At 70.2% G+C, this 22,361-nt stretch carries 23 protein-coding genes; 16 read left to right on the top strand and 7 right to left on the bottom strand.

What is annotated here, in order from left to right:
* Positions 1-105 precede the first annotated feature (105 nt).
* The gene (locus IR155_RS11190) at positions 106-1,185 is read left to right on the top strand and encodes an ATP-dependent DNA ligase (RefSeq protein ID WP_135114907.1); all 1,080 of its coding nucleotides are present in this window, start codon (positions 106-108) and stop codon (positions 1,183-1,185) included.
* Here IR155_RS11190 and IR155_RS11185 read toward each other — a convergent pair.
* Entirely contained in the window at positions 1,175-1,696 is a 522-nt protein-coding gene (locus IR155_RS11185) for a DUF305 domain-containing protein (RefSeq protein WP_233441183.1), read from the bottom strand. The genes IR155_RS11190 and IR155_RS11185 overlap by 11 nt on opposite strands.
* Positions 1,693-2,097 carry a four-helix bundle copper-binding protein gene (locus IR155_RS11180; protein ID WP_067027657.1) on the bottom strand — a complete coding sequence of 135 codons (405 nt, stop codon included), beginning with the start codon at positions 2,095-2,097 and terminating at the stop codon, positions 1,693-1,695. The genes IR155_RS11185 and IR155_RS11180 overlap by 4 nt, the downstream gene beginning before the upstream one ends.
* A gap of 113 nt (positions 2,098-2,210) precedes the next feature.
* Here IR155_RS11180 and IR155_RS11175 point away from each other — a divergent pair, with 113 nt between their 5' ends.
* Both IR155_RS11175 and IR155_RS11170 read left to right on the top strand, forming a co-directional pair.
* Positions 2,211-2,492 carry a metal-sensitive transcriptional regulator gene (locus tag IR155_RS11175; protein ID WP_067027616.1) on the top strand — a complete coding sequence of 94 codons (282 nt, stop codon included), beginning with the start codon at positions 2,211-2,213 and terminating at the stop codon, positions 2,490-2,492.
* Between the two features lie 25 nt (positions 2,493-2,517).
* Positions 2,518-2,841, top strand: a complete 324-nt coding sequence (locus IR155_RS11170) for a heavy-metal-associated domain-containing protein (RefSeq protein ID WP_067027614.1) — start codon at positions 2,518-2,520, stop codon at positions 2,839-2,841.
* Here IR155_RS11170 and IR155_RS16260 read toward each other — a convergent pair.
* The gene (locus IR155_RS16260; protein WP_067027611.1) at positions 2,828-3,175 is read right to left on the bottom strand and encodes a hypothetical protein; all 348 of its coding nucleotides are present in this window, start codon (positions 3,173-3,175) and stop codon (positions 2,828-2,830) included. The genes IR155_RS11170 and IR155_RS16260 overlap by 14 nt on opposite strands.
* Positions 3,176-3,205: 30 nt before the next feature.
* Here IR155_RS16260 and IR155_RS11165 point away from each other — a divergent pair, with 30 nt between their 5' ends.
* From IR155_RS11165 to IR155_RS11150, 4 genes are all read left to right on the top strand, one after another.
* Positions 3,206-5,149 (top strand): heavy metal translocating P-type ATPase, encoded by a 1,944-nt coding sequence (locus tag IR155_RS11165; protein ID WP_233441185.1) that lies wholly within the window; start codon positions 3,206-3,208, stop codon positions 5,147-5,149.
* A 43-nt stretch (positions 5,150-5,192) separates the two neighbouring features.
* Entirely contained in the window at positions 5,193-5,654 is a 462-nt protein-coding gene (locus IR155_RS11160) for a DUF6153 family protein (protein WP_067027609.1), read from the top strand.
* 69 nt (positions 5,655-5,723) lie between these two features.
* On the top strand, positions 5,724-6,332 hold the full coding sequence (locus tag IR155_RS11155) for a DUF305 domain-containing protein (protein WP_135114906.1): 609 nt from the start codon (positions 5,724-5,726) through the stop codon (positions 6,330-6,332).
* Between the two features lie 78 nt (positions 6,333-6,410).
* Positions 6,411-7,310: a F510_1955 family glycosylhydrolase gene (locus tag IR155_RS11150; RefSeq protein WP_135114905.1), complete on the top strand. Its 900-nt coding sequence runs from the start codon at positions 6,411-6,413 to the stop codon at positions 7,308-7,310.
* 330 nt (positions 7,311-7,640) lie between these two features.
* Here the strand turns inward: IR155_RS11150 and IR155_RS11145 are convergent, their stop codons facing one another.
* Together IR155_RS11145 and IR155_RS11140 are read right to left on the bottom strand one after the other, a co-directional pair.
* The gene (locus IR155_RS11145; RefSeq protein ID WP_135114904.1) at positions 7,641-9,092 is read right to left on the bottom strand and encodes a phytoene desaturase family protein; all 1,452 of its coding nucleotides are present in this window, start codon (positions 9,090-9,092) and stop codon (positions 7,641-7,643) included.
* A 224-nt stretch (positions 9,093-9,316) separates the two neighbouring features.
* Positions 9,317-10,546 carry an acyl-CoA dehydrogenase family protein gene (locus IR155_RS11140; RefSeq protein ID WP_135114903.1) on the bottom strand — a complete coding sequence of 410 codons (1,230 nt, stop codon included), beginning with the start codon at positions 10,544-10,546 and terminating at the stop codon, positions 9,317-9,319.
* A 123-nt stretch (positions 10,547-10,669) separates the two neighbouring features.
* Here IR155_RS11140 and IR155_RS11135 point away from each other — a divergent pair, with 123 nt between their 5' ends.
* The 3 genes from IR155_RS11135 (at position 10,670) to sucD (ending at position 13,122) form a co-directional block, all read left to right on the top strand.
* Complete coding sequence (locus tag IR155_RS11135; protein ID WP_167760767.1) at positions 10,670-10,828, top strand: hypothetical protein; 159 nt, start codon at positions 10,670-10,672, stop codon at positions 10,826-10,828.
* 196 nt (positions 10,829-11,024) lie between these two features.
* Positions 11,025-12,191, top strand: coding sequence for an ADP-forming succinate--CoA ligase subunit beta (gene sucC, locus IR155_RS11130; RefSeq protein WP_135114902.1), 1,167 nt, complete (start codon positions 11,025-11,027; stop codon positions 12,189-12,191).
* 28 nt (positions 12,192-12,219) lie between these two features.
* Positions 12,220-13,122 (top strand): succinate--CoA ligase subunit alpha, encoded by a 903-nt coding sequence (gene sucD, locus IR155_RS11125; protein ID WP_135114901.1) that lies wholly within the window; start codon positions 12,220-12,222, stop codon positions 13,120-13,122.
* A gap of 228 nt (positions 13,123-13,350) precedes the next feature.
* Here the strand turns inward: sucD and IR155_RS11120 are convergent, their stop codons facing one another.
* Positions 13,351-14,799 carry an NCS2 family permease gene (locus tag IR155_RS11120; protein WP_135114900.1) on the bottom strand — a complete coding sequence of 483 codons (1,449 nt, stop codon included), beginning with the start codon at positions 14,797-14,799 and terminating at the stop codon, positions 13,351-13,353.
* Positions 14,800-14,977: 178 nt separating this feature from the next.
* Positions 14,978-15,415, bottom strand: coding sequence for a nitroreductase family deazaflavin-dependent oxidoreductase (locus IR155_RS11115; RefSeq protein ID WP_167760766.1), 438 nt, complete (start codon positions 15,413-15,415; stop codon positions 14,978-14,980).
* Positions 15,416-15,473: 58 nt separating this feature from the next.
* Between IR155_RS11115 and IR155_RS11110 the strand changes: the two genes are divergently transcribed.
* The 6 genes from IR155_RS11110 to IR155_RS11085 all read left to right on the top strand — a co-directional run bounded on the left by IR155_RS11110 (position 15,474) and on the right by IR155_RS11085 (position 22,323).
* Positions 15,474-15,911 (top strand): nitroreductase family deazaflavin-dependent oxidoreductase, encoded by a 438-nt coding sequence (locus IR155_RS11110; protein ID WP_135114898.1) that lies wholly within the window; start codon positions 15,474-15,476, stop codon positions 15,909-15,911.
* Between the two features lie 59 nt (positions 15,912-15,970).
* Entirely contained in the window at positions 15,971-17,269 is a 1,299-nt protein-coding gene (locus IR155_RS11105) for a cell division protein PerM (RefSeq protein WP_194210329.1), read from the top strand.
* A 162-nt stretch (positions 17,270-17,431) separates the two neighbouring features.
* The gene (gene purN / locus IR155_RS11100; RefSeq protein ID WP_135114897.1) at positions 17,432-18,031 is read left to right on the top strand and encodes a phosphoribosylglycinamide formyltransferase; all 600 of its coding nucleotides are present in this window, start codon (positions 17,432-17,434) and stop codon (positions 18,029-18,031) included.
* A 70-nt stretch (positions 18,032-18,101) separates the two neighbouring features.
* A complete protein-coding gene (gene purH / locus IR155_RS11095) occupies positions 18,102-19,712 on the top strand; it encodes a bifunctional phosphoribosylaminoimidazolecarboxamide formyltransferase/IMP cyclohydrolase (protein WP_135114896.1) in 1,611 nt (536 codons plus the stop codon).
* 554 nt (positions 19,713-20,266) lie between these two features.
* Positions 20,267-21,826, top strand: coding sequence for a DNA-3-methyladenine glycosylase 2 family protein (locus IR155_RS11090; protein ID WP_135114895.1), 1,560 nt, complete (start codon positions 20,267-20,269; stop codon positions 21,824-21,826).
* Positions 21,823-22,323 carry a methylated-DNA--[protein]-cysteine S-methyltransferase gene (locus IR155_RS11085; RefSeq protein WP_135114894.1) on the top strand — a complete coding sequence of 167 codons (501 nt, stop codon included), beginning with the start codon at positions 21,823-21,825 and terminating at the stop codon, positions 22,321-22,323. Before IR155_RS11090 ends, IR155_RS11085 begins: the two co-directional genes overlap by 4 nt.
* The last annotated feature ends 38 nt before the right edge of the window (positions 22,324-22,361 follow it).

Below are 22,361 nucleotides of genomic sequence, written 5' to 3'. Positions count from 1 at the left end.
TCCGTCGACGCCGAGACGAGGCTCTTGCCAAGCAGCGCGCCAGCGAAGCGGTTCCGGGCAGCTGAGTATCGCGACGAAAGCTGCAGATGCGGCCAGGATGTTTCCATGGACCTGCCAGTGATGCCGCCCGTAGCGCCGATGCTCGCTAAAGCGGTCTCGTCGATCCCCGATCTGGGGCACGTCGAGCCCAAATGGGATGGATTCAGGACCATAGTCTTCCGCGACGGCGACGAGATCATCCTTGGCAGCCGCAACGAGAAGCCCATGACCCGCTATTTCCCCGAGCTGGTCGAGGCACTGAAGAACACGACGCCCGAACGGTGCGTGCTGGACGGAGAGATCGTCATCATCCGCGGTGAGCGGTTGGACTTCGATCTGCTGCAGCAACGCATTCACCCTGCAGCCAGCCGCGTCAAGCTTCTCGCTGCGCAATCGCCGGCATCCTTCATCGCGTTCGACCTCCTCGCCGAGGAGGACGACGACCTCATGGCGCTTCCTTTTGGAGAGCGCCGTCAGCGGCTCGAGGATGCGCTCGTCGATGCCGACGCTCCCATCCACCTGACCCCGAAGACGTCCGAGCTCTCCCGCGCGCAGGACTGGTTCACCCGGTTCGAGGGCGCTGGATTGGATGGTGTCGTCGCCAAGCCGCTCGATGCCGTGTACCAGCCGGATAAGCGAGTGATGTTCAAGGTGAAGCACGAGCGCACAGCCGACTGCGTGGTCGCCGGTTACAGGCTTCACAAGAGCTCGACACCGAGCAAGCCGCTCCTCGGGTCACTCCTGCTCGGACTGTACGACGGCGGGCGACTCCAGCATGTTGGCGTCTCCGCTTCGTTCACGACAGCGCGGCGGGCGGCGCTGATCGAGGAACTGAAGCACCTGGAGGCCGGCACGGACGACCATCCGTGGGTGCAGCCCGGCGCTGCTGGAACTGCGACGGAAGACCGGATGCCGGGCACTCAAAGCCGGTGGAGCCAGGGCAAAGACCTCTCCTTCGTCCCGCTTCGCCCCGAACTGGTCGTCGAAGTGGCGTACGACCACATGCAGGGAGACCGGTTCCGACACACGGCCAGGTTCCGGCGGTGGCGTCCGGACCGAGACCCGACGACATGCACGTACGAGCAGCTCGAGAAGCCGGTCGATTTTCGCCTCACGGAGGTGCTTAACACCACCCCTAATCGTTGAGCCGCTCGAGGATGTCCTTCATCTGGTCGATCTCCTCCTGCTGGGACTGAACGATCTGCTCACACAGCGTGACGATCTCGGAGTCGGTGATGTTGGACTGCTCGCAGACGAGGATCGCGCGGGAGTGGTGCGGGATCATCGACCGCAGGAACTGGTCATCCCCGACGAATGCTTCTGCTCGGCCCATGAGGAACGCCACCACGAACAGCGCGGCGAAGCCGACGAGCAGTCCGATGTTGAGTGGCTTGTTGGGGAACATCTTCCACATCACGGCGATCATGATGATCCCCATCGGGAACACCATCATCAGCGCCATGTAGAGGTTGCTGATGTTGGGCAGGAAGTCGGCGAAGACGTTGATCATCGCGAAGGTGAGCAGGTACATCACGATGAAGCTGAGTGCGAGGGAGATGGCGAGCTTGCCGTAGCTCGCCATCCCCCCGTGCTGCATCCCGCCCTGCTTCGAGTGCGGCATGCCCTCGTGCTCGGAGTGGTGCCCGGCCTGGCTCACAGTGCCCCCAACAGCTCCGCGCACGCCTGCTCGCAGCGGCGGCAGGCCTCGGCGCACACCCGGCAGTGCTCGTGCATCTGGGCGTGCGTCTCGCACTCGGCCGCGCACGACGCACAGGCCGCGCGGCATGCTTCGAGCTGGGCGCGCAGGACGTCGGTGTTCGAGCCGGTCTGGCGCGACAGGACCGCGGCGGTCGTCGCGCAGACGTCGGCGCAGTCGAGGTTCTTGCGGATGCACGCGGTCAGGTCAGCCACCATCTCTTCGCTCAGGCAGGCATCTGCGCACGCGGTGCACGCCTGGGCGCACTCCACGCACGCCTCGATACAGCGCACCAAGGCCGCGGTGTCGGCGCCGGCGCCCGCCCGGGGGTGAGTGGTCAGCATCTGCTCTGCAACAGTCATCTCGTCCTCCTTCTCCTCGATCGGGGCGCTTCCCCGACCCTCGGCACGGTAGGGCCTCGGCACAGATTCCCCCACCGGGTTGCATACCCCGTGGGGGTATGTATCATTGGCGCGTGCACGGGTACGCGGACAACAAGGAAGCGCTGCTGAAGAGGCTGCGCCGCGCGGAGGGACAGGTCGCGGGGATCGCGCGGATGGTCGAGAACGACGACTACTGCATCGACATCCTCACGCAGGTCTCCGCAGCGACGAAGGCCCTCGAAGCGGTGGCACTGTCGCTGCTCGGCGACCACCTCAGCCACTGCGTGGCCGAGGCGACCGCGCAGGGCGGGCCGGTCGCGGAGGAGAAGATCCGCGAAGCAAACGCGGCCATCGCGCGCCTGGTGCGCTCGTGAACCACGTCACCGGAAGGACATCATCATGACGATCGAACGAGTCGAGCTGGGTCTCAAGGACGCCGGCGTCGGATGCGCCTGCTGCGCCGCCCCGAGCGCCTCGACGACGCAACAGCTGCCCGTGGAAGCGGGACTGTCGGCCACGCTGCTGGTGGAGGGGATGACGTGCGCGCACTGCATTGCCAGCGTCACCGAAGAGCTGTCCGCGGTTCCCGGCGTGGACGACGTGTCGGTCGCGCTCACCGCGGGCGGCACCTCGACCGTCACGGTCCGAAGCTCCGCTCCCGTCGACGCCGATGCGCTGCGCGTCGCCGTCGCTGAGGCCGGCTACACCGTCAGCGACGCCTGACACGGCCGAGCATCCACCCACTCCTGCCCTCCCGGCCGTCCAGCGGCGGCAACTCGCAGAGGAGGCTCCGATGAGCCAGCACGATCACACCATGCACGGGCACACCGGCCACAACCGCGCCGGACACGACAGCACCACGGAGCACACGGATCCCGAGGCAACCGCCGAGGGTATGCGCGAAGCCGTCGCGACCGAACCGGCAGCGCACGGCAGCCAGGACCACAGCGGTCACGATCAAGCGGAGCACAATCACGGCGCGCATCCCGGTCAAGCCGCGCACGCTGGTCATGGCGGGCACGTCGGCCATGGCGGGCATGCCGGTCACGGTGATCACGTGGGGCAGTTCCGCCGCCTGTTCTGGATCATGCTCGCCCTCGCCGTGCCGGTGGTGGCGTTCTCGAGCATGTTCGCCATGCTGCTCGGGTACGCGCTGCCCGACGCCGCATGGGTGAGCTGGATCTCACCCGTGCTCGGCACGGTGATGTACGTGTGCGGCGGTGCGCCCTTCCTCACCGGCGCGGTCAGCGAGCTGCGCACCCGCAAGCCCGGGATGATGCTGCTGATCGGTCTGGCCATCACGGTCGCGTTCCTGGCTTCGTGGGGCGCGAGCCTGGGCGTCCTGCACCATGAGCTCGACTTCTGGTGGGAGCTCGCGCTGCTGATCGTCATCATGCTGCTGGGGCACTGGATCGAGATGCGCTCCCTTGCCCAGACGACGTCCGCGCTGGACTCCCTCGCCGCGCTGCTGCCGGACGAGGCCGAGCGCATCGAGGGCGACACCACCGTCACCGTCGCCCCCGCCGACCTGCGTGTCGGGGACGTCGTGGTGGTCCGCCCGGGCGGCCGCGTGCCCGCAGACGGGCGGGTCGTGCAGGGCTCCGCGAGCATGGACGAGGCCATGATCACCGGCGAATCCCGCCCGGTCCGCCGCTCCGAGGGCGACCAGGTCGTCGCCGGCACCGTCGCGACCGATTCGGGCCTGCGCGTGGAGATCACCGCGATCGGAGAGAACACCACCCTCGCCGGCATCCAGCGGCTGGTTGCCGAAGCGCAGAACTCCTCGTCCCGCGCGCAGCGAATCGCTGACCGCGCCGCGGCGCTGCTGTTCTGGTTCGCCCTGATCGCAGGCGTCATCACCGCGCTGGTATGGACGCTGCTGGGCCTCCCAGATCAGGCCGTGGTCCGCACCATCACCGTCCTCGTGATCGCCTGCCCCCACGCTCTGGGCCTGGCGATCCCGCTGGTGGTGTCCATCGCCACCGAGCGGGCCGCGCGCGGCGGAGTGCTCATCAAGGACCGGTTGGCGCTGGAGAGTATGCGCACCATCGACACGGTCCTGTTCGACAAGACCGGCACCCTGACGAAGGGCGCTCCGGCGGTCACCGCGGTGCACCCCGCCGGCGGGATCGACGCCGATCGGCTGCTCGCCCTCGCTGCGGCGGCCGAGGCGGACTCTGAGCACCCCCTGGCACGCGCGATCGTGAACGGCGCGAGCGAGAAGCGACTGGCGGTGCCGGGATCCTCCGGGTTCGAGTCCTCACCGGCGGTCGGCGTGCGCGCCACCGTCGACGGGCACCTGGTACAGGTCGGCGGCCCCTACCTGCTCGAGCAGGAGGGATCCGCCGAGTTGCCCGTCGCGGACGAGTGGCGCCGCGAGGGGGCGATCATCCTGCACATCCTGATCGACGGTCAGGTCGCCGGGGCGCTTCGCTTGGCCGATGAGATCCGCAGCGAGTCCCGGGAGACGATCGAGGCGCTCCACGTCCGCGGCGTCCAGGTCGTGATGATCACCGGCGATGCGGAAGCGGTCGCCGCCTCCGTGGCCGAGGAGCTTGGCATCGACCGGTTCTTCGCCGGCGTGCGTCCCGAGGACAAGGCCTCCAAGGTCAAGCAGCTGCAGGAGGAGGGCCGCAAGGTCGTGATGGTCGGCGACGGCGTCAACGACGCTCCCGCCCTCGCCCAGGCCGACGTGGGTATAGCGATCGGTGCGGGCACCGACGTCGCGATCGCCTCCGCCGGTGTCATCCTCGCCAGCGACGACCCGCGATCGGTGCTGTCGGTGATGGAGCTGTCGCGGGCAAGCTACCGGAAGATGAAGCAGAACCTGTGGTGGGCTGCCGGTTACAACCTGATCGCCGTCCCGCTCGCCGCCGGGGTGCTCGCCCCGTTCGGGTTCGTGCTCCCGATGTCGGTCGGGGCGATCCTGATGTCGCTGTCGACGATCGTCGTCGCGCTGAACGCGCAGCTGTTGCGCCGGCTGGACATGCGCCCCGAGATCACCGCTGCAGCGGTCTTGCGTGGTGCCTGACAGGCGGGTTTCGTAGATTGTGAGCGGGAAGGGAGGTGCGCTGATGAGCGTGATGACGCTGCGCCAGGCGATGCGTCCGAGCGCCACACTGGCGCGCACCTTCCTACTCACCGCCGCGGCCGTCATCGGGGTGCTGATTGGCCTAGTCGGCATGCACGTGCTCAGCAGCGGCAGCACCCACCACGCTCCCGTGGTGATCAGCGAGAGCACGCACCATGGCGGTGAGCCCGCGATGGTTGACGTCGCGAGCCCGGACGCGGCTACAGCCGGTGATCATTCCGCGGCGGATCCCTGCGCTGAGGGCGACTGCGGGGGCGGCATGGACGCGATGGCGTTCATGGCGTGCGTGCTCGCCCTGCTCGCCGTCAGCATCGTCCTCGCCATTCGCCCCGGCCGGGTCGTCACCATTGCGCGCGCTCAGGCGCCGCCACATGCCACGGCGACGCTCACGGAGGCGCCGCCGGTTCCTCCCGATCTGAACGTCCTCTCCATCAGTCGCACCTGAGGGTCATCTGCTGTCGCAGATCCCGTGCTTCGGCACGCCCCTCAACAACGACTTAGGAGACAGACCCTCATGAAGATCCGCACGATTGCATTCCACGCCGGCATCCTCGCGACCGCGCTCGTCCTGACCGGTTGCAGCGACACCGGTGGCTCCGATATGGAAGGCATGAACCACGGCAACGGCACCAGCAGCTCGCCCAGCGCCTCCGCTGAGGCCAGTGGCGCGGTGTTCAACGACGCGGACGTGACGTTCGCGATGGAGATGGTCATGCACCACCAGCAGGCCATAGAGATGTCCGACACTCTGCTGGCCAAGGACGGGGTTCACCCGGACGTCGTCGCGCTTGCCGAGCGCATCAAGGCCGCTCAGGGCCCGGAGATCGAGACCATGAACCAGTGGCTCGAAGACTGGGGCCAGGACACCGACATGGGTGGGATGGACCACAGCGGCGGCATGATGTCCGAAGAGGAGATGGCCGCCCTCGAGGAAGCCGACGGCGAAACCGCATCGAGCCTGTTCCTGGAGCAGATGATCATGCACCACCAGGGCGCGATCGACATGGCTCAGGCCCAGATCGACAACGGCCAGAACCCCGACGCCGTCGCCCTCGCGCAGAAGATCGTCGAGGACCAGACCGCCGAGATCACCGAGATGCAGGAGCTGCTCGCCCAGCTGTGAGCACCCGCCACGCCGGTGGCCACCCCGTCCGGGTGGGTCACCGGCTCCGCCCTGCCCAAACCATCCCGGAGATCTCCCATGCCTTTCACCCCCGCCATTCCCCGACGGCGCCTGGCCGCCTTCGCCGCCCTTGCCCTGACTGCGCCCCTCTTCACCGGCTGCGCTCTGATACGAGCCGAGGACCCCGACCACGACACCAAGGTGGCCCTCGAGCACATCCACGGGCTCGCCTCCGACCCCGAGACGGGCGGTCTGCTCATCGCCAGCCACGGCGGCATCTACCAACTCGACGCCCTCACCCGCTCGGCGGAGCTCAGCGGACCGGTCGCCGGCAACGACTTCGACGCCATGGGGTTCACCGCCGTCGACGGTCAGCTCTATGCCTCCGGACACCCCGGGCCGAACAGCCCCGACCACTTCGCCGGCCAGAATCTCGGCCTCATCCGCTCCGACGACAACGCCCGCACCTGGACGAACGTCGCATTCACCGGTGAGGCCGACTTCCACGACCTCGCCATCAGCGAATCCGATCCGAATCGCATCTACGCGAACAACTTCGGCACCGTCTACCGCTCCGACGACGGCGGGCGCACCTGGAACGACGGAGTCGGCGTCGACGCACGCGACATGCTCGCCGACCCCGACGATTCCGACACCGTCTACGCGACCACTCCCGAAGGGCTCTATGTCAGCCGTGACGCGGGTGCGACGTTCGAGCTCGACGAGACTGCGCCGCGGATGGTTCTGATCGCGACGAACAGCCTGGGGCTACTGGTCGGCACCAGCTTCGACAACACACTCGTCTACCAGCTCCCCAGCGGCGAGTGGGCCACCGGAGGCGAGTACGACGGTGCCGCCCAGGCCCTCACCGTCACGCCGGGCGACGAGATCGCCCTCGTCGACCAACGTGGCGTGGTCACGACACGTGACTTCGGTACCACCTGGGAAGAGATCTTCCGCCCGGAGCCGCACACTTGACGTCCAACCGGGCCTTCCCGGGTTCAGTGAAGGAACCCGTCCCACTTCGGCTCGAAGATCAGCCCGCCCGGATGCTTCGCCGGATCCGGGATCGCGGCCACCGCCTTGGCGAGCATGGGCGCGGGAATGTCATGAGAGTTCTTTTCAGAAGCGGTCGCACGCGATCGGGAGCCCCTTCGGGGGCCCTCCGCGAGCGAGGCGCCGTCGCTCCGCTCCGTCGCGGCAGCGCTGCGCGCTGCGCGGTCGCTTCGCTCCACGCTCGCTTCGCTCGCACGAGGCACCGCTCGTTCGGCACCTACGGGATTCCGCTCGATCGCCATCGATGACTCCTCAGAACAGGTCGCTCAGGCGCGCCGGCTCGCCCGCGTCGGCGAGGGCCGTGCGCGCGGCGTGCCAGCCGGCCATGCCGTTGACGCCCGGGCCGGGCGGGGTCGAGGCTGACGCGAGGTAGACGCCCTTCATCGGCGTGCGCCAGGGCGCGGTCGACACGACGGGACGGCGGAACGCCTGCGCCATCGTGAAGGCGCCGCCGAGGATGTCGCCCCCGATCTCCGCGGGGTTCAGCGCCTCGCGACCCGACGCGGGCACCGCGTGCGACGCGAGGATCCGGTCGCGGAAGCCCGGCGCGAAGCGCTCGATCTGACGCGTGATGTGCTCGGTCGGATCCAGCGTCGAGCCGTGCGGCACGTGCATGTACGCCCACAGCACCGCCTTGCCCGCGGGGGCTCGGGTCGGATCCAGCACCGACGGCTGCACCGTCAGCACGAACGGCCGCTCGGACACCCGCCCCCGGGCGACGGCGTTCTCGCTCTCCTCGACCTCGGCGCGCGTGCCGCCGACGTGAACCGTGGGGGAGCGGGCGACATCCGGATTCGTCCAGGGAACGGGGCCGTCGAGGGCGAAGTCGACCTTCGCCGCCGCGGCGCCGTACTGGTACGAGCGGATGGCCCGGGCGTAGCCGGCCGGGATGTCGGGGTGGGTGAGCACGAGGCGCGGCGACGTGTCGAGCAGCAGCAGGTCGCCGGCGGCGGGGTCGCCCCAGTCGAGCGAGGCGAGGTCGTCGACGCGCCGGCCGGTCTCGATCAGGCCCCCGTGTGCACGAAGGTCGTCGGCGAGCGCATCCGGGATCGCCTGCGCGCCCCCGACGGGATACGCCCAGCCGCTGTCGGTGTGGGCGAGCGCCGCAAGGAGGACTCCGGATGCCGCGGCCGCCAGCGACGGGAGTGCGGTGTTCGCGTGGGCGAGCACGCCGCTCAGCAGCGCGGCCGCGCGCTCGGCGCGGAAGGTGCGGCGGCCGAGCGCGCTTCCCGCCTCGAGCACACGCAGCCCGTAGCGGATGGTCACCAGCGGATCGCGGGGGACGCGCAGCAGCTGGTTCCCGGTGAAGTCGAGCACCCCGTCGATGCGGCGGGCGAGCGGGCGCACGAGCGCGCGCCACGCGCGGCCGTCGGGCCCGAGCTCGGTCGCCGTGCGCTGGATGTCGCGCCACGCGATCGCGGCCCGGCCGCCGTCGAGCGGCTGCGCGTAGGACGCATCGGGAACGATCCAGCCGATCCGCTCGTCGAGCCCGAACGCGCGGAAGAACGGCGACGTGATAGCCGCCGGATGGATCGCCGAGCAGACGTCATGGCGGAAGCCCGGCAGGGTGACCTCGGACGTGCGCGTGCCGCCGCCGATCGTCTCGGCGGCCTCGAGGACGGTCACCGCGTAGCCCGCGCGGGCGAGGGTCACGGCGGCCGCGAGGCCGTTGGGGCCGCTTCCCACCACGGTTGCGCGAGGCATGGGTTCAGTCTGTCACTGTGCCCGCGCGGGCGCGCGGTTCCACACTCCTGTTCGTTGAGCGAGCGAAGCGAGCCGAAACGGTCCAGACCCCGCGGGGGTCGGACCCGTGGGGATGTGGCACCGTTTCGACTCCTCGCTTCGCTCGTCGCTCAACGAACAGGGGGGGCCGATGGTTTCGACTTCGCTCAACGACCGGAAAAGCATCGACCCCACATACAAACCCCTCAGACGAACGCGCCGACGCCGGTGATGTCGCGGCCGATGATCAGGGCCTGCACGCTCTCGGTGCCCTCGTACGTGTGGATCGCCTCGATGTCGGCGAGGTGCTGCATGACGCGGTTCTCGAGCAGGATGCCGTTGCCGCCGAGCAGGTCGCGGGCGGTGCGGGCGATGTCGCGCGCGGTGCGGGTGTTGTGGAACTTCGCCAGCGACGCCTGCGTGGGGCGCAGGGCACCCGCGGCCTCGAGCTCGGCGAGACGGCGGCAGTACAGCTGCATCGCGGTGAGCTGCGACAGCATGACCGTGAGCCGCTCCTGCACCATCTGGAACTTCGCGAGCGGCTTGCCGAACTGGATCCGCTGGGTCGAGTACGCGAGCGCCGCCTCGTAGCAGGCGGTCGCGTGGCCGAGCGCCGACCAGGCGACACCGGATCGGGTCGCGAACAGCACGGTCGACGTGTCGCGGAACGAGTGCGAGCCGGGAAGCACCGCGTCGGCGGGCAGGCGCACGTCGTCGAGCGTGATGTGCGCCTGGTGGATGCCGCGCAGCGAGAGCTTGCCGGTGATGACCCTGCCGGTGTAGCCGGGGGTCTCCTGCTCGACGAGGAAGCAGCGCACCTGACCGTGGTCGGGGTCGCCCTCGCGGTCGACGCGCGCCCACACGAAGGTGACGCCGCCGGAGGCGCCGTTGCCGATCCACTTCTTCGTCCCGCGCAGCACCCATCCGTCGCCGTCCCAGCGGGCGCTCGTCTCGAGCGATGTCGAGTCGGATCCGTGATCCGGCTCCGTCAGCGCGAACGCCCCGGGGGCCTCGCCGCGGGCGATCGGGCCGAGCCAGCGCTCCTGCTGCTCGGGGCTGCCGAACAGCACGAGGGTGCGCAGCGCCAGGCCTCCCTGCACCGCGAGCACCGTGCCGAGCGAGCCGTCGGCGCGCGAGATCTCCATGTTCACCAGGCCCGCCGCGAGCGGGGACATCCGCGTCAGGTCGGGGTGCTCGATGCCGTCGACGTAGAGGTCGGCCTCGCCCAGGGCGGGGATCACCTCGAGGGGATACTCCGCCTTGTCCCATGCTTCGGCCATGCGCGGCGCGAGGGCCTCGCCGACCTCGCGGGCCCGCGCCCACTGTGCGCGGTCCTCTCCCGCCACGTCGGCGAACACCGCGTAGTAGTCGGTGTCGAGAGGGGATGTCACGTCGTAGGAGAGGACGTTCTCTCCGGGGAAGAGCTCCGATGCCATGCCGTCAGGCTACGTCGGAGCACCGCCCCGGCCGGAGTGCTTTGGAGGTCTCCGCCAGCGGGAGGGGCCCATCCGGTGCCCTAGACTTGACGAGGTTCCAGGCGACGCCACACGGAGGTCTTTATGTTCATCATCTCGCTGCTGCTTTTCCTCGGCGGCTTCGCGCTGTTCGCGGTGGCGTTCATGATCGACTTCCTGCAGCCGGTCGTCTTCGCCGCCGGCATCATCGCCGTGTGCCTGGCGATGGCGCTGCCGATGCACTTCAGCAAGACGTCTCGGTAACCGACCCATACTTCGCGAACGCGGCTCCGGATCATCCGGGGCCGCGTTTCGCATGTCGGGACGCGGATCCGGATGAGCGTTCCCGGAACCCTGAGCGGGGCCATTCACCGGGCGGTAGTAGGCTGGGACCTCGGTCGAGATCTCTCGACGTCGAGACAATCAGTCTCCTCCCGTGGCCCCACCGAAGGATTGCAACGTGGACCTGTACGAGTACCAGGCTCGAGACCTTTTTGAGAAGTACGAGGTGCCGGTGCTCGCCGGCATCGTCGCCGACACCCCCGAGGAGGTGAAGGCAGCGGCCGAGAAGATCGGCGGCGTCGTGGTGGTCAAGGCCCAGGTCAAGACCGGCGGGCGCGGCAAGGCCGGCGGCGTGAAGGTCGCCAAGACCCCCGACGAGGCGTACGAGGCGGCCAAGGCGATCCTCGGTCTCGACATCAAGGGCCACGTCGTCAAGCGCGTCATGGTCGCGCAGGGCGCGGACATCGCCCGCGAGTTCTACTTCTCGGTGCTGCTCGACCGGGCCAACCGCTCGTACCTGTCGCTGTGCAGCGTCGAGGGCGGCATGGAGATCGAGCAGCTCGCGGTCGAGAAGCCCGAGGCGCTCGCGCGCATCGAGGTGAACCCCCTCGACGGCATCACCAAGGAGAAGGCCGTCGAGATCGCGCGCGCCGCGAACTTCGACGAGGACCTCGTCGAGAAGGTCTCCGACGTCTTCGTCAAGCTGTACGACGTCTACAAGGGCGAGGGCGCGACCCTCGTCGAGGTGAACCCGCTCATCCTGTCGGGCGCCGGCGACATCATCGCCCTCGACGGCAAGATCACCCTCGACGACAACGCCAGCGAGGTGCGTCACCCCGAGCACGAGGAGCTCGAGGACAAGGACGCCGCCGACCCGCTCGAGGCGAAGGCCAAGGCGAACGGCCTGAACTACGTCAAGCTCGACGGCCAGGTCGGCATCATCGGCAACGGCGCCGGCCTCGTCATGTCGACGCTCGACGTCGTCGCGTACGCCGGCGAGAAGCACGGCGGAGTGAAGCCCGCCAACTTCCTCGACATCGGTGGCGGCGCCAACGCGCAGGTCATGGCGAACGGCCTCGATGTCATCCTCGGTGACGAGCAGGTCAAGAGCGTCTTCGTCAACGTCTTCGGCGGCATCACGTCGTGCGTTGCCGTCGCCGAGGGCATCGTCAAGGCCCTCGAGATCCTCGGCGACGCGGCGACCAAGCCGCTCGTCGTGCGCCTCGACGGCAACCAGGTCGAGGAGGGCCGCGCCATCCTCGCCGCCGCGAACCACCCGCTCGTCACCCTCGCATCCGGCATGGACGAGGGTGCCGACAAGGCCGCCGAGCTGGCGAACGCCTGAGCCCCGGATCGGATAAAGGACTAAAGAGATGTCGATCTACCTCAACAAGGACTCCAAGGTCATCGTCCAGGGCATCACCGGCGGCGAGGGCACCAAGCACACGGCGCTCATGCTTAAGGCGGGCACCAACGTCGTCGGCGGTGTGAACGCCCGCAAGGCCGGCACCACCGTCACGCACGAGAAGCCGCACGAGGGCGAGGTCGAGCTGCCCGTGTTCGGCACGGTCGCCGAGGCAATCGAGAAGACCGGTGCAGACGTGTCGATCGCGTTCGTGCCCCCGGCCTTCACGAAGGACGCGATGATCGAGGCCATCGACGCCGAGATCCCGCTGCTCGTTGTGATCACCGAGGGCGTGCCCGTCGGCGACACCGCCGAGGCGTGGGCGTACGCGCAGTCGAAGGGCAACAAGACCCGCATCATCGGCCCGAACTGCCCCGGCATCATCACGCCGGGCGAGGCGCTCGTGGGCATCACGCCCGCGAACATCACGGGCAAGGGCCCGATCGGCCTCGTGTCGAAGTCGGGCACGCTGACCTACCAGATGATGTACGAGCTGCGTGACCTCGGCTTCTCGACGGCTATCGGCATCGGCGGCGACCCGGTCATCGGCACGACGCACATCGACGCGCTCGCCGCGTTCGAGGCCGACCCCGAGACCAAGGCGATCGTCATGATCGGCGAGATCGGCGGCGACGCCGAGGAGCGCGCGGCCGACTTCATCAAGGCCAACGTCACCAAGCCGGTCGTCGGCTACGTCGCGGGCTTCACCGCCCCCGAGGGCAAGACGATGGGTCACGCCGGCGCGATCGTATCCGGCTCGGCCGGCACGGCGCAGGCGAAGAAGGAGGCCCTCGAGGCCGCCGGCGTCAAGGTCGGCAAGACCCCGAGCGAGACCGCCGCGCTGATGCGCGAACTGATTCAGGGTCTGTGATCGCGTAGCGATCATTCATCCCGGTTGTTGAGCGAGGAGCGCAGCGACGAGACGACACACATCGCGTCGCCGTAAGCATCCGCTTCACGCGAAACCCCCGCCCTCGGGCGGGGGTTTCGTCGTTTTTGGGACCGCCGCGTCTGCGAATCCGAAGGGATCTGCAGATCCGCAGGCGGATCGGATCCGGTCCCGCTTCGGATTCGCGGATCCCTTCGGATCCGTCGCCGCTCAGCCGCCGACGAGGGCCTGGATCGGACCGCGGGCGAAGAAGATCACGAAGCCGGCGGCGACGACCCACAGCAGCGGGCCGACGCGGCGGGCGCGACCCGAGAACGCCTGGATGACGACCCAGCTGACGAAGCCCGCGCCGATGCCGTTCGCGATCGAGTAGGTGAGCGGCATCACCGTCACGGTGAGGAAGACCGGCAGCAGGACGCGGAAGTCGCCGAGGTCGATGTGGGCGATCTGCGCCATCATCATCGCGCCGACGATCACGAGCGCCGCGGCGGCGATCTCGGTGGGCACGATCGACGTCAGCGGCGTCAGGAACATCGCGAGCAGGAACATCGCGCCCGTGACGAGGTTGGCAAGACCCGTGCGTGCGCCCTCGCCGATGCCCGCGCCCGACTCGATGAACACGGTGTTCGAGGACGACGACGTCGCGCCGCCGACGACCGCGCCGAGGCCCTCGACGATCAGCGCCGACTTGATGCGCGGGAAGTCGCCCTTCTCGTCGGCGAGCTCGGCCTCCTTCGCCAGGCCCGTCATGGTGCCCATCGCGTCGAAGAAGTTCGAGAACACCAGGGTGAAGACGATCATCACGAGGGCGACCGCGCTGACCCGACCGAGGTCGAAGCCGAAGTCCACGGCGCCGACGAGGCTCAGGTCGGGAAGGGAGAACGGCGATCCCGTGAGGGCGGGGACCGTCAGACTCCACCCGCCCGCGTTGCCGTCGGCTGCGGCGCCCAGGTGCCAGATCGCCTCGGCGATGACGGCGAGCACGGTGCCCGTGGCAAGGCCGATCAGCAGACCGCCCTTGACGCGCAGCGCGACGAGGATGCCCGTGAGCACAAGCGTCACGACGAACAGCAGGGTCGGGATGGTCGCGACGGATCCGCCGACGCCGAGGCCGACGGGAGGGGAGGCCTCGCCCGTCGCCGTGACGAATCCGGAGTTCACGAAGCCGATGAAGGCGATGAACAGCCCGATGCCGACGGTGATCGCGAGCTTCAGCTGCAGCGGCACCGCATCGAAGATCATCTTCCGCAGACCCGTCGCGGCGAGCAGCACGATCACGAGGCCGTTGATCACGACCAGCGCCATCGCCTCGGGCCACGTCACCTGGCCGACGACCGAGAAAGCGAGGAACGCGTTGATCCCGAGGCCCGCGGCGAAGCCGAACGGCAGCCGGGTGACGAGACCGAAGGCGATGGTCATCACACCCGCGGCGAGCGCCGTGGCGGCGCCGACGGCGGGGAAGGGGAGGAGGTTCCCCTCCACATCGGGCGAGCCCGACAGGATGATCGGGTTCAGGATCACGATGTACGCCATCGTGACGAACGTGACGAGCCCGCCTCGGATCTCGGCGCCGAACGTGGAACCACGCTCGGTCACGGAGAAGAAGCGGTCGATCGCGTTCTTCGGTTCGGTGGTGCGGCCGGCCGGGGCAGTAGTCATCGCAGTAGAAACCTCCCCCGAGAACCTACCTTGCGCGTGTGGAGGGCGGCTGGGCGGGCGGCGGGTGCGGGAATCGAGGACATCCGGCGGGGCGAGGACGATCCGCGGCGATTCCTCCTCTGCTCGCCGGATCTCCGCGTTTCGCGCCCGCTCGGAGGTGCCCCGCGGGGGCGGGGGATCATCCGACGGTCGTGAGCGCGAAGACCGGATGATCCGGGGCCACGGCGACGAAGGCCGAGACGTCGGCCTCGTGGTGGGCGGCCACATGCGGGCGCACGAGCGGGACGAGGCGCACGTACTCCTTCAGGACGGGGGCTGCGGCATCCGGAGCGAGCTCCTCGACGCGGATCCGCTCGACCCGGGAGCCGCGCTCGAGCGTCGCCTCGCCGGCCGCGCGGATGTTGTGCACCCAGCCGACCGCGCCATACGGCGCCACCAGGTACCGGCGGCCGCCGACCGTGATCGGGGTCACCGGCACGGTGTGCGGCACGCCGGTGCGGCGACCGACCACGGTGAGCGCCGAAACGCCGGCGGGCGCCAGCCCGCGCCGTCCCAGCGCCGCCATGATCCGGTCGATCCGTCGGCGCGCGGGCGAGGTTTTGTAGGTGCCGGCCATGGCGCCAGAGTAGGGCGGCGCGGCGCCCGGCGGAAGCGATCCGTCATAGCCTGCGGGCATGCCGCTGAATGGTGAGTACCTGCCGTCCACCGCCGAGTGGGCGCGCACCCAGGCCGAGACGTACGAGGCGACCAACGGAGCCGAGGCGAACACGCTGCGCGGTGTGCCCGTGATCGTGCTGACCACGGTCGGCGCGAAGACCGGGGGCCTGCGCAAGACAGCCCTGATGCGCGTCGAGCACGAGGGACGCTACGCCGTCGTCGCATCGCAGGGCGGAGCGCCGAAGCCCCCGCAGTGGTACTTCAACCTGCGCAAGAACCCGCACGTCGAACTGCAGGACGGGCCGGTGAAGCGCGAGTACACGGCGCGCGAGCTGGACGGCGCCGAGTACGAGCAGTGGTGGGAGCGTGCGGTCGCGGTGTGGCCGGACTATGCGAACTATCAGAAGAAGACCGACCGCAAGATCGCGGTGTTCGTGCTGGAGCCGCAGGACTGATCTCACCGGCGGAGCGCCGCCCGGGCCACCCGAGCCGGCCGACGTAGAGTCGATCCGTCATGCATCGCTTCCTCGTCGCCCTGCTCGCCGCTCTTGACGCCGCCGTGTCGGCGATCGTCGGGTGGGCGGTCGTGCTGGTGCCGCTCCTGCTGATGTGGGTCTTCGCCTTCGGCGGCCTCGCCGACTGGTCGGCACTGTGGCCGGCGACCGTGCGCATCTGGCAGCTTGGCAACTTCGTGCCGCTGTCGCTCTCGCTCGACGGCGACTTCCTCGTGGAGATGGGCCTGCCCGAGGAGGCCGGATCGTTCGTCCTCTCTCTTGCGCCCCTCGCGTTCGCCGTGCTGATCGCGGCGTTCGCCGCCCGCTCAGGACGCCGCGCGCTGCGCTCGGGACGGTGGCTGACGGGTGTCGCCGCCGGCACCACGACGACTGCTCTGGCGGCCGTCATCGGAAACCTGACCGCCGGCAATCCGGTGGCCTCCGCCGAGCCGTGGCAGGCGATCCTGCTGCCGACCCTCGTCTACGGCATCCCGATGCTGCTCGGCGCCGTCACCGGCGCCTGGAGCGAGGGGGATGACGGGATCGTCGACCGCCTGCACGACATCGCCGATCGGTTCCCGACGGGATGGCGTGAGTTCCCCGCCCTGATGGTGCGCGGGGGAGGGATGGCGCTCGCCGGGGTGATCGGCTTCGCAGCCCTCGCGATCGCGACCACGGTGCCCCTCCGCGGCGGCAGCCTGATCGCCCTGTACGAGGCATCCCAGGTCGACCTGACGGGCGCGATCCTGCTGACGGTCGGCCAGTTCGCGTACCTGCCGACGATGATCGGCTGGTCGCTCGCGTGGATCGCCGGGCCCGGTTTCGCGCTGGGCGCCGGGACAGGCGTCACACCCGTCGGCTCGCAGCTCGGTGTGCTGCCGGGCATCCCGATGCTCGGGCTGATCCCGGAGCACGGCTCGCCCCTGCTGCTGCTGTCGGTGCTCGCCCCGGTCGCGGCCGGCGCGATCGCGGGATGGGGCATCCGGATCGCCTTCCGCGCCGAGGCGCACGCCGAGGGCTCGGATCACGAACCGACCGCCCCGCGGGTCGTGCTCGCGGTCGGGATCGCCGTGATCGCGGGAGCCGGTGCGGCGCTCATCGCGGCGCTGACGTCGGGGTCGCTCGGTCCCGGCCGGCTTGCGGTCACGGGCCCGGAGCCGGGTGCAATGGCGCTCGCGGTCGGCCTCGAGGTGCTCGTCGGCGCAGCCATCCTGCTGCTCGCCCCGCGCCGATACGAGCAGCGCCTCGGCCAGTGGGTCCGCGGCGACGACGATGCGGAGACAGCAGGCCCAAAGGCCTCCACCGGCGGGCAAGACTGACAGCAGCCGCGTTTCGACTCGCGGAGACCCGCACTGAGCGAGCGCCAGCGAGTCGAAGTGTCGCTCAACAACCGAGGGTTCAGCCTCGCTCCGGTCGTTGAGCGACGAGCGCAGCGAGGAGTCGAAACGGTCTGGACTTTGCCGCGTCGATAGACTGACCCAATGCTGTCGGTCGCCGTCCTCATCTCGGGCACGGGCTCGAATCTCCGGGCCCTTCTCGAGGCGGCGAACGACCCCGCGTACCCCGCCCGCGTCGTCGCGGTGGGAGCGGATCGCGATGCCGCAGGGCTCGCTCATGCGGACGAGTTCGGCATCCCCGGCTTCGTTGTGCCGTTCCGCGAGTACACCTCGCGCGAGGAGTGGGCCGAGGAGCTCGGCCGCCGGCTCGACGAGCTGCAGCCCGACCTGATCGTGCTGAGCGGCCTCATGCGGCTGCTTCCCGCCGCGCTCGTCGCACGCTGGCAGCCGCGCATCATCAACACGCACCCCGCCTTCCTGCCCGAGTTCCCCGGGGCGCATGGCGTGCGCGATGCGCTTGCCGCGGGCGTCCCGGAGACCGGCGCCAGCGTGATCGTCGTGGACGACGGCGTCGACACCGGGCCGATCCTCGCGCAGGAGCGCATCCCGGTTCTTCCCGGCGACACCGAGGAGACGCTCCACGACCGGATCAAGCCGGTCGAGCGGCGGCTCCTGATCGACGTGGTGCGCCGCATCGCGACCGGCGACATCGACCTCGCACGCTCGTCCCGTCAGCCCGCTTAGATCCGTCCCCACCGATCCCGCCGATCCGTCATCCGGATCCGGATCACCGCCTCACCCGAAGGAGCACGACATGGCCGGCCCCCGCCACGACCCCTCGCTGTACCGCGATCGCGACCTGGTGCCGATCCGGCGCGCGCTCGTGTCCGTCAGCGACAAGACCGACCTGCTGACGATCGCGGAGGCCCTCGCCGGCGCCGGGGTCGAGATCGTGTCGACCGGATCCACGGCCGCGACGATCCGCGACGCGGGCTTCGAGGTGACGGATGTCGCGTCGATCACCGGCTTCCCCGAGATGCTCGACGGGCGAGTGAAGACGCTTCACCCGAACGTGCACGGCGGCCTGCTCGCCGACCTTCGCCTCGAGCACCACGAGAACCAGCTCGGCGACCTCGGCATCGCCCCGTTCGAGCTCGTGATCGTCAACCTGTACCCGTTCGTCGAGACCGTGCGCTCCGGTGCGGAGGGCGACGAGGTCGTCGAGCAGATCGACATCGGCGGGCCGGCGATGGTGCGCGCCTCGGCGAAGAACTTCGCCAACGTCGCGATCGTCGTCTCGCCCTCGTCGTACCCCGCGATCATCCAGGCCGTCGCCGACGGCGGCACCTCGCTGTCGCAGCGCCGCGAGCTCGCCGCCCGCGCGTTCGCGCACACCGCCGCGTACGACACCGCCGTCGCGCAGTGGTTCGCCGAGGAGACCCTCGTCGGCGAGAGCGGCCTGCCCGATCACCTCACCATCCAGGCCGAGAAGCTCGCCGACCTGCGCTACGGCGAGAACTCGCACCAGCGCGCGGCGCTGTACTCCCGCGTCGGCGGTCACGGCATCGCCCAGGCGACGCAGCTGCAGGGCAAGGAGATGTCGTACAACAACTACGTCGACGGCGACGCCGCCCTGCGCGCCGCGTACGACATGGTGCTGCCGGCCGTCGCGATCATCAAGCACGCGAACCCGTGCGGCATCGCGGTCGCCGCGCCCAACGCGCTCGACCCCATCGCGAGCGCTCACCTGCGCGCCCACGAGTGCGACCCGGTGTCGGCGTTCGGCGGTGTGATCGCGGCCAACCGCCCGGTGACGCTGAAGATGGCCGAGAACCTGCGCGACATCTTCACCGAGGTCATCGTGGCGCCCGACTTCGAGCCCGCCGCGCTCGAGGTGTTCGCCGAGAAGAAGAACCTGCGCCTGCTGAAGCTGCCCGCGAACTGGCGCCAGGAGGGGATGGACGTGCGCCTGGTCTCGGGCGGACTCCTGCTGCAGGATGCCGACCGGTTCCCCGAGGACGACTTCGAGTCGGTCGCCGCGAACTGGGAGCTCGTCGCGGGCGAGGTGCCCGAGGACGTCTCGGTGCAGGACCTCGTGTTCGCCTGGAAGTCGTGCCGCGCGGTGAAGTCGAACGCCATCGTGCTCGCCAAGAACGGCGCCACGGTCGGCGTCGGCATGGGCCAGGTCAACCGCGTCGACTCGTGCCGCCTCGCGGTCGAGCGCGCGGGGGAGCGCGCGGCCGGATCGATCGCCGCCTCCGACGCCTTCTTCCCGTTCTCGGACGGCCCCGAGGTGCTGATGAACGCCGGCGTGAAGGTGATCATCCAGCCCGGCGGCTCGGTGCGCGACGAGGAGACCATCGCCCTGGCGAAGGACCGCGGCGTCGCGATGTACTTCACGGGCGAGCGCCACTTCTTCCACTGAGCCTCTTGGCCGCGCGCTGATCGATCGCTCGCCCGACGCTCCGCGCCGGGACTCGCGCTCGATGGACGTCGCTGGCGCTCCGTCCGGCGCGCTGGTTGGCCGCATCCGCGGCGCGGTCGCTTCGCTCCCAGGTGGTCGGCTACGGCCAGGCGCCTCCCTCGGACTTTGCGCCTGAGGGAGGCGTTTCGCTGTGCTGGCCGGGCGGGGAGCCGATCCTCCCGCCAATCCCGCGCCGGAGTCGCGGTTCCCTCGGTCGTTGAGCGACGAGCGCCAGCGAGGAGTCGAAACGGCCCGGACTTCGCCACGGGCCAGGCCCGTGATGCGGTTGCGCCGTTTCGACTCGCTTCGCTCGCTCAACGAACGAGGAGGAGTGGGCGACCGGCGGGCTGGGGCGGTCGTCGCGGGCGCGGTCGCTTCGGCTCGCTTCGCTCGCTCAGCAACCGGCGGCGGGTCGAGATGACCTGCGCCGGACCACTCATCTCCGCGCACGGCGGCCACACCGCCGTGTCCGAAAACCGCCAGCCGCGGCCTGGCGGGCGTGTCAGGCTTGGGGCATGAGCCCGGACATGACCTTCGACCAGCGGTACGCGGCGATCTCGTCACGCGACGCGCGGTTCGACGGGCAGTTCGTCACGGCGGTGCGCTCGACCGGGATCTACTGCCGGCCATCCTGCCCCGCGCGCACGCCGAAGGAGGCGAACGTCACCTTCTACCCGACGAGCGCCGCGGCGCACGAGGCGGGCTACCGCGCGTGCAAGCGCTGCCTGCCGGAGGCGGCGCCCGGATCGCCCGACTGGAACCTGCGCGGCGACGTCGCCGGCCGCGCCATGCGGCTCATCGCCGACGGCGTGGTCGAGCGCGAGGGCGTGTCGGGGCTCGCCGCGCGGCTGGGCTACTCGTCGCGCCACCTCACGCGGCTGCTCGCGGCCGAGCTCGGCGCCGGCCCTCTCGCCCTCGCCCGCGCACACCGCGCGCACACCGCGCGGCTGCTGCTCGTCGGCACCGACCTGCCGGCGGCTGATGTCGCCTTCTCGGCCGGGTTCGCGAGCGTCCGCCAGTTCAACGACACGGTCCGCGAGGTGTTCGCGATGACCCCCACCGAGCTGCGCGCGCGGCGCCGGGTGGGATCGCCCACCCCGACCGGCATCGACCTCGCGCTGCCGTACCGGGAGCCGTTCGATCCCGCGGGGCTGTTCGCCTGGATGGGCGTGCGCGCCCTCGCCGGCGTCGAGGAGGGCGATGCGCACTCGTTCGCCCGCGCCATCCGGCTTCCACACGGGCCCGCGTGGTTCCGGCTCTCCCACGAGGGCGGCCGGCTGCGGCTGCAGGCGAAGCTCGAGAGCCTCGCCGACCTGTCCACGCTCGTCGCCCGAGCCCGCCGCCTGTTCGACCTCGACGCCGATCCGGTCGCGATCGACGAGGCGCTCTCGCGGCATCCCGAGCTCGCCGCACACGTCGCCGAGAACCCAGGCATCCGGCTGCCGGGGGCGGCCGACCCGCACGAGCTGCTCATCCGCGCGATGGTCGGCCAGCAGATCTCCGTCGCCGCCGCCCGCACGCACCTCACCCGCCTCACCGAGGCACTCGGCGAGCGCGTGATGCTCGCCGGGGAGGAGCGCATCCTGTTCCCCACGATGGCGGCGATCGCCGAACGCGGGGCGGACGTGCTGCGCGGCCCGGCCGTGCGCATCCGGGCGATCACGGGTGCCGCCGCCGCGCTCGCCTCGGGCGAGCTCACCCTCACCACCGGCGACGACGCCGCCGAGCAGCGCGCCGCGCTCTTGGCGATGCCCGGGATCGGCGCGTGGACGGCCGATTACGTCCGGATGCGCGTGATCGGCGACCCCGACATCGTGCTCACCGGCGACGTCGCGCTCCGCACCGGCGCCGCCCGCGCGGGCATCCCCGCCGAGCCGCGCGAGCTCGCCGCCTGGGCCGCCCGCACGGCGCCGTGGCGCTCGTACCTCTCCATGCACCTGTGGCGGCTCGCCACCGGACGTGCCGTCGCGGTTCCGAAAACCGGACCGGTGGTGCCCGTGAGGCGAACGAGGCATCAGGAGACCGCACCCGTCACATCCGTCCGGCTTCCGGAACCCGCCGAGGAGGCGTCATGACCGCGACCATCCAGACCCTCGACACCCCCGACGGGGCGTTCACGCTCGTCGCCGACGCGGATGGATCCGTGCTCGCCTCCGGCTGGACGTCCGACCCCGAGACGATGCTGAACCGGATCCATCCGGGCCTGCGACCCGAGGACGTGCGCGAGGGCGAGACCGCGGCGGCCGACGCCGTGCGGGCGTACTACGCCGGGGACGTCGCCGCGATCGACGCCGTGCCCGTGCGGCAGCGGGGCACCGAGCTGCAGCTCGCCGGCTGGAAGGCCCTGCGCCGCATCACTCCCGGCGCGCCCCTGACGTACACGGGGTTCGCAGCCGCGCTCGGCTCGCCCCGGGCGGTGCGCGCCGCGGCCTCGATCTGCGCGCGCAACGCCCCGGCGCTGTTTGTGCCCTGCCACCGGGTGCTGCGCGGCGACGGCTCGCTCGGCGGCTTCGCCTGGGGCCTCGACGTCAAGCGCGCGCTGCTCGCACGCGAGGGCGGCGCGCTGCTGTAGCGGCGCAGGCCGCGCACAGGCTCGATGTGGTGAGAGGG

Source organism: Microbacterium paludicola (genome assembly GCF_015235415.1).
Classification (GTDB): Bacteria; Actinomycetota; Actinomycetes; order Actinomycetales; family Microbacteriaceae; genus Microbacterium; species Microbacterium paludicola.
This window is presented reverse-complemented; position numbering and strand designations above follow the sequence as displayed.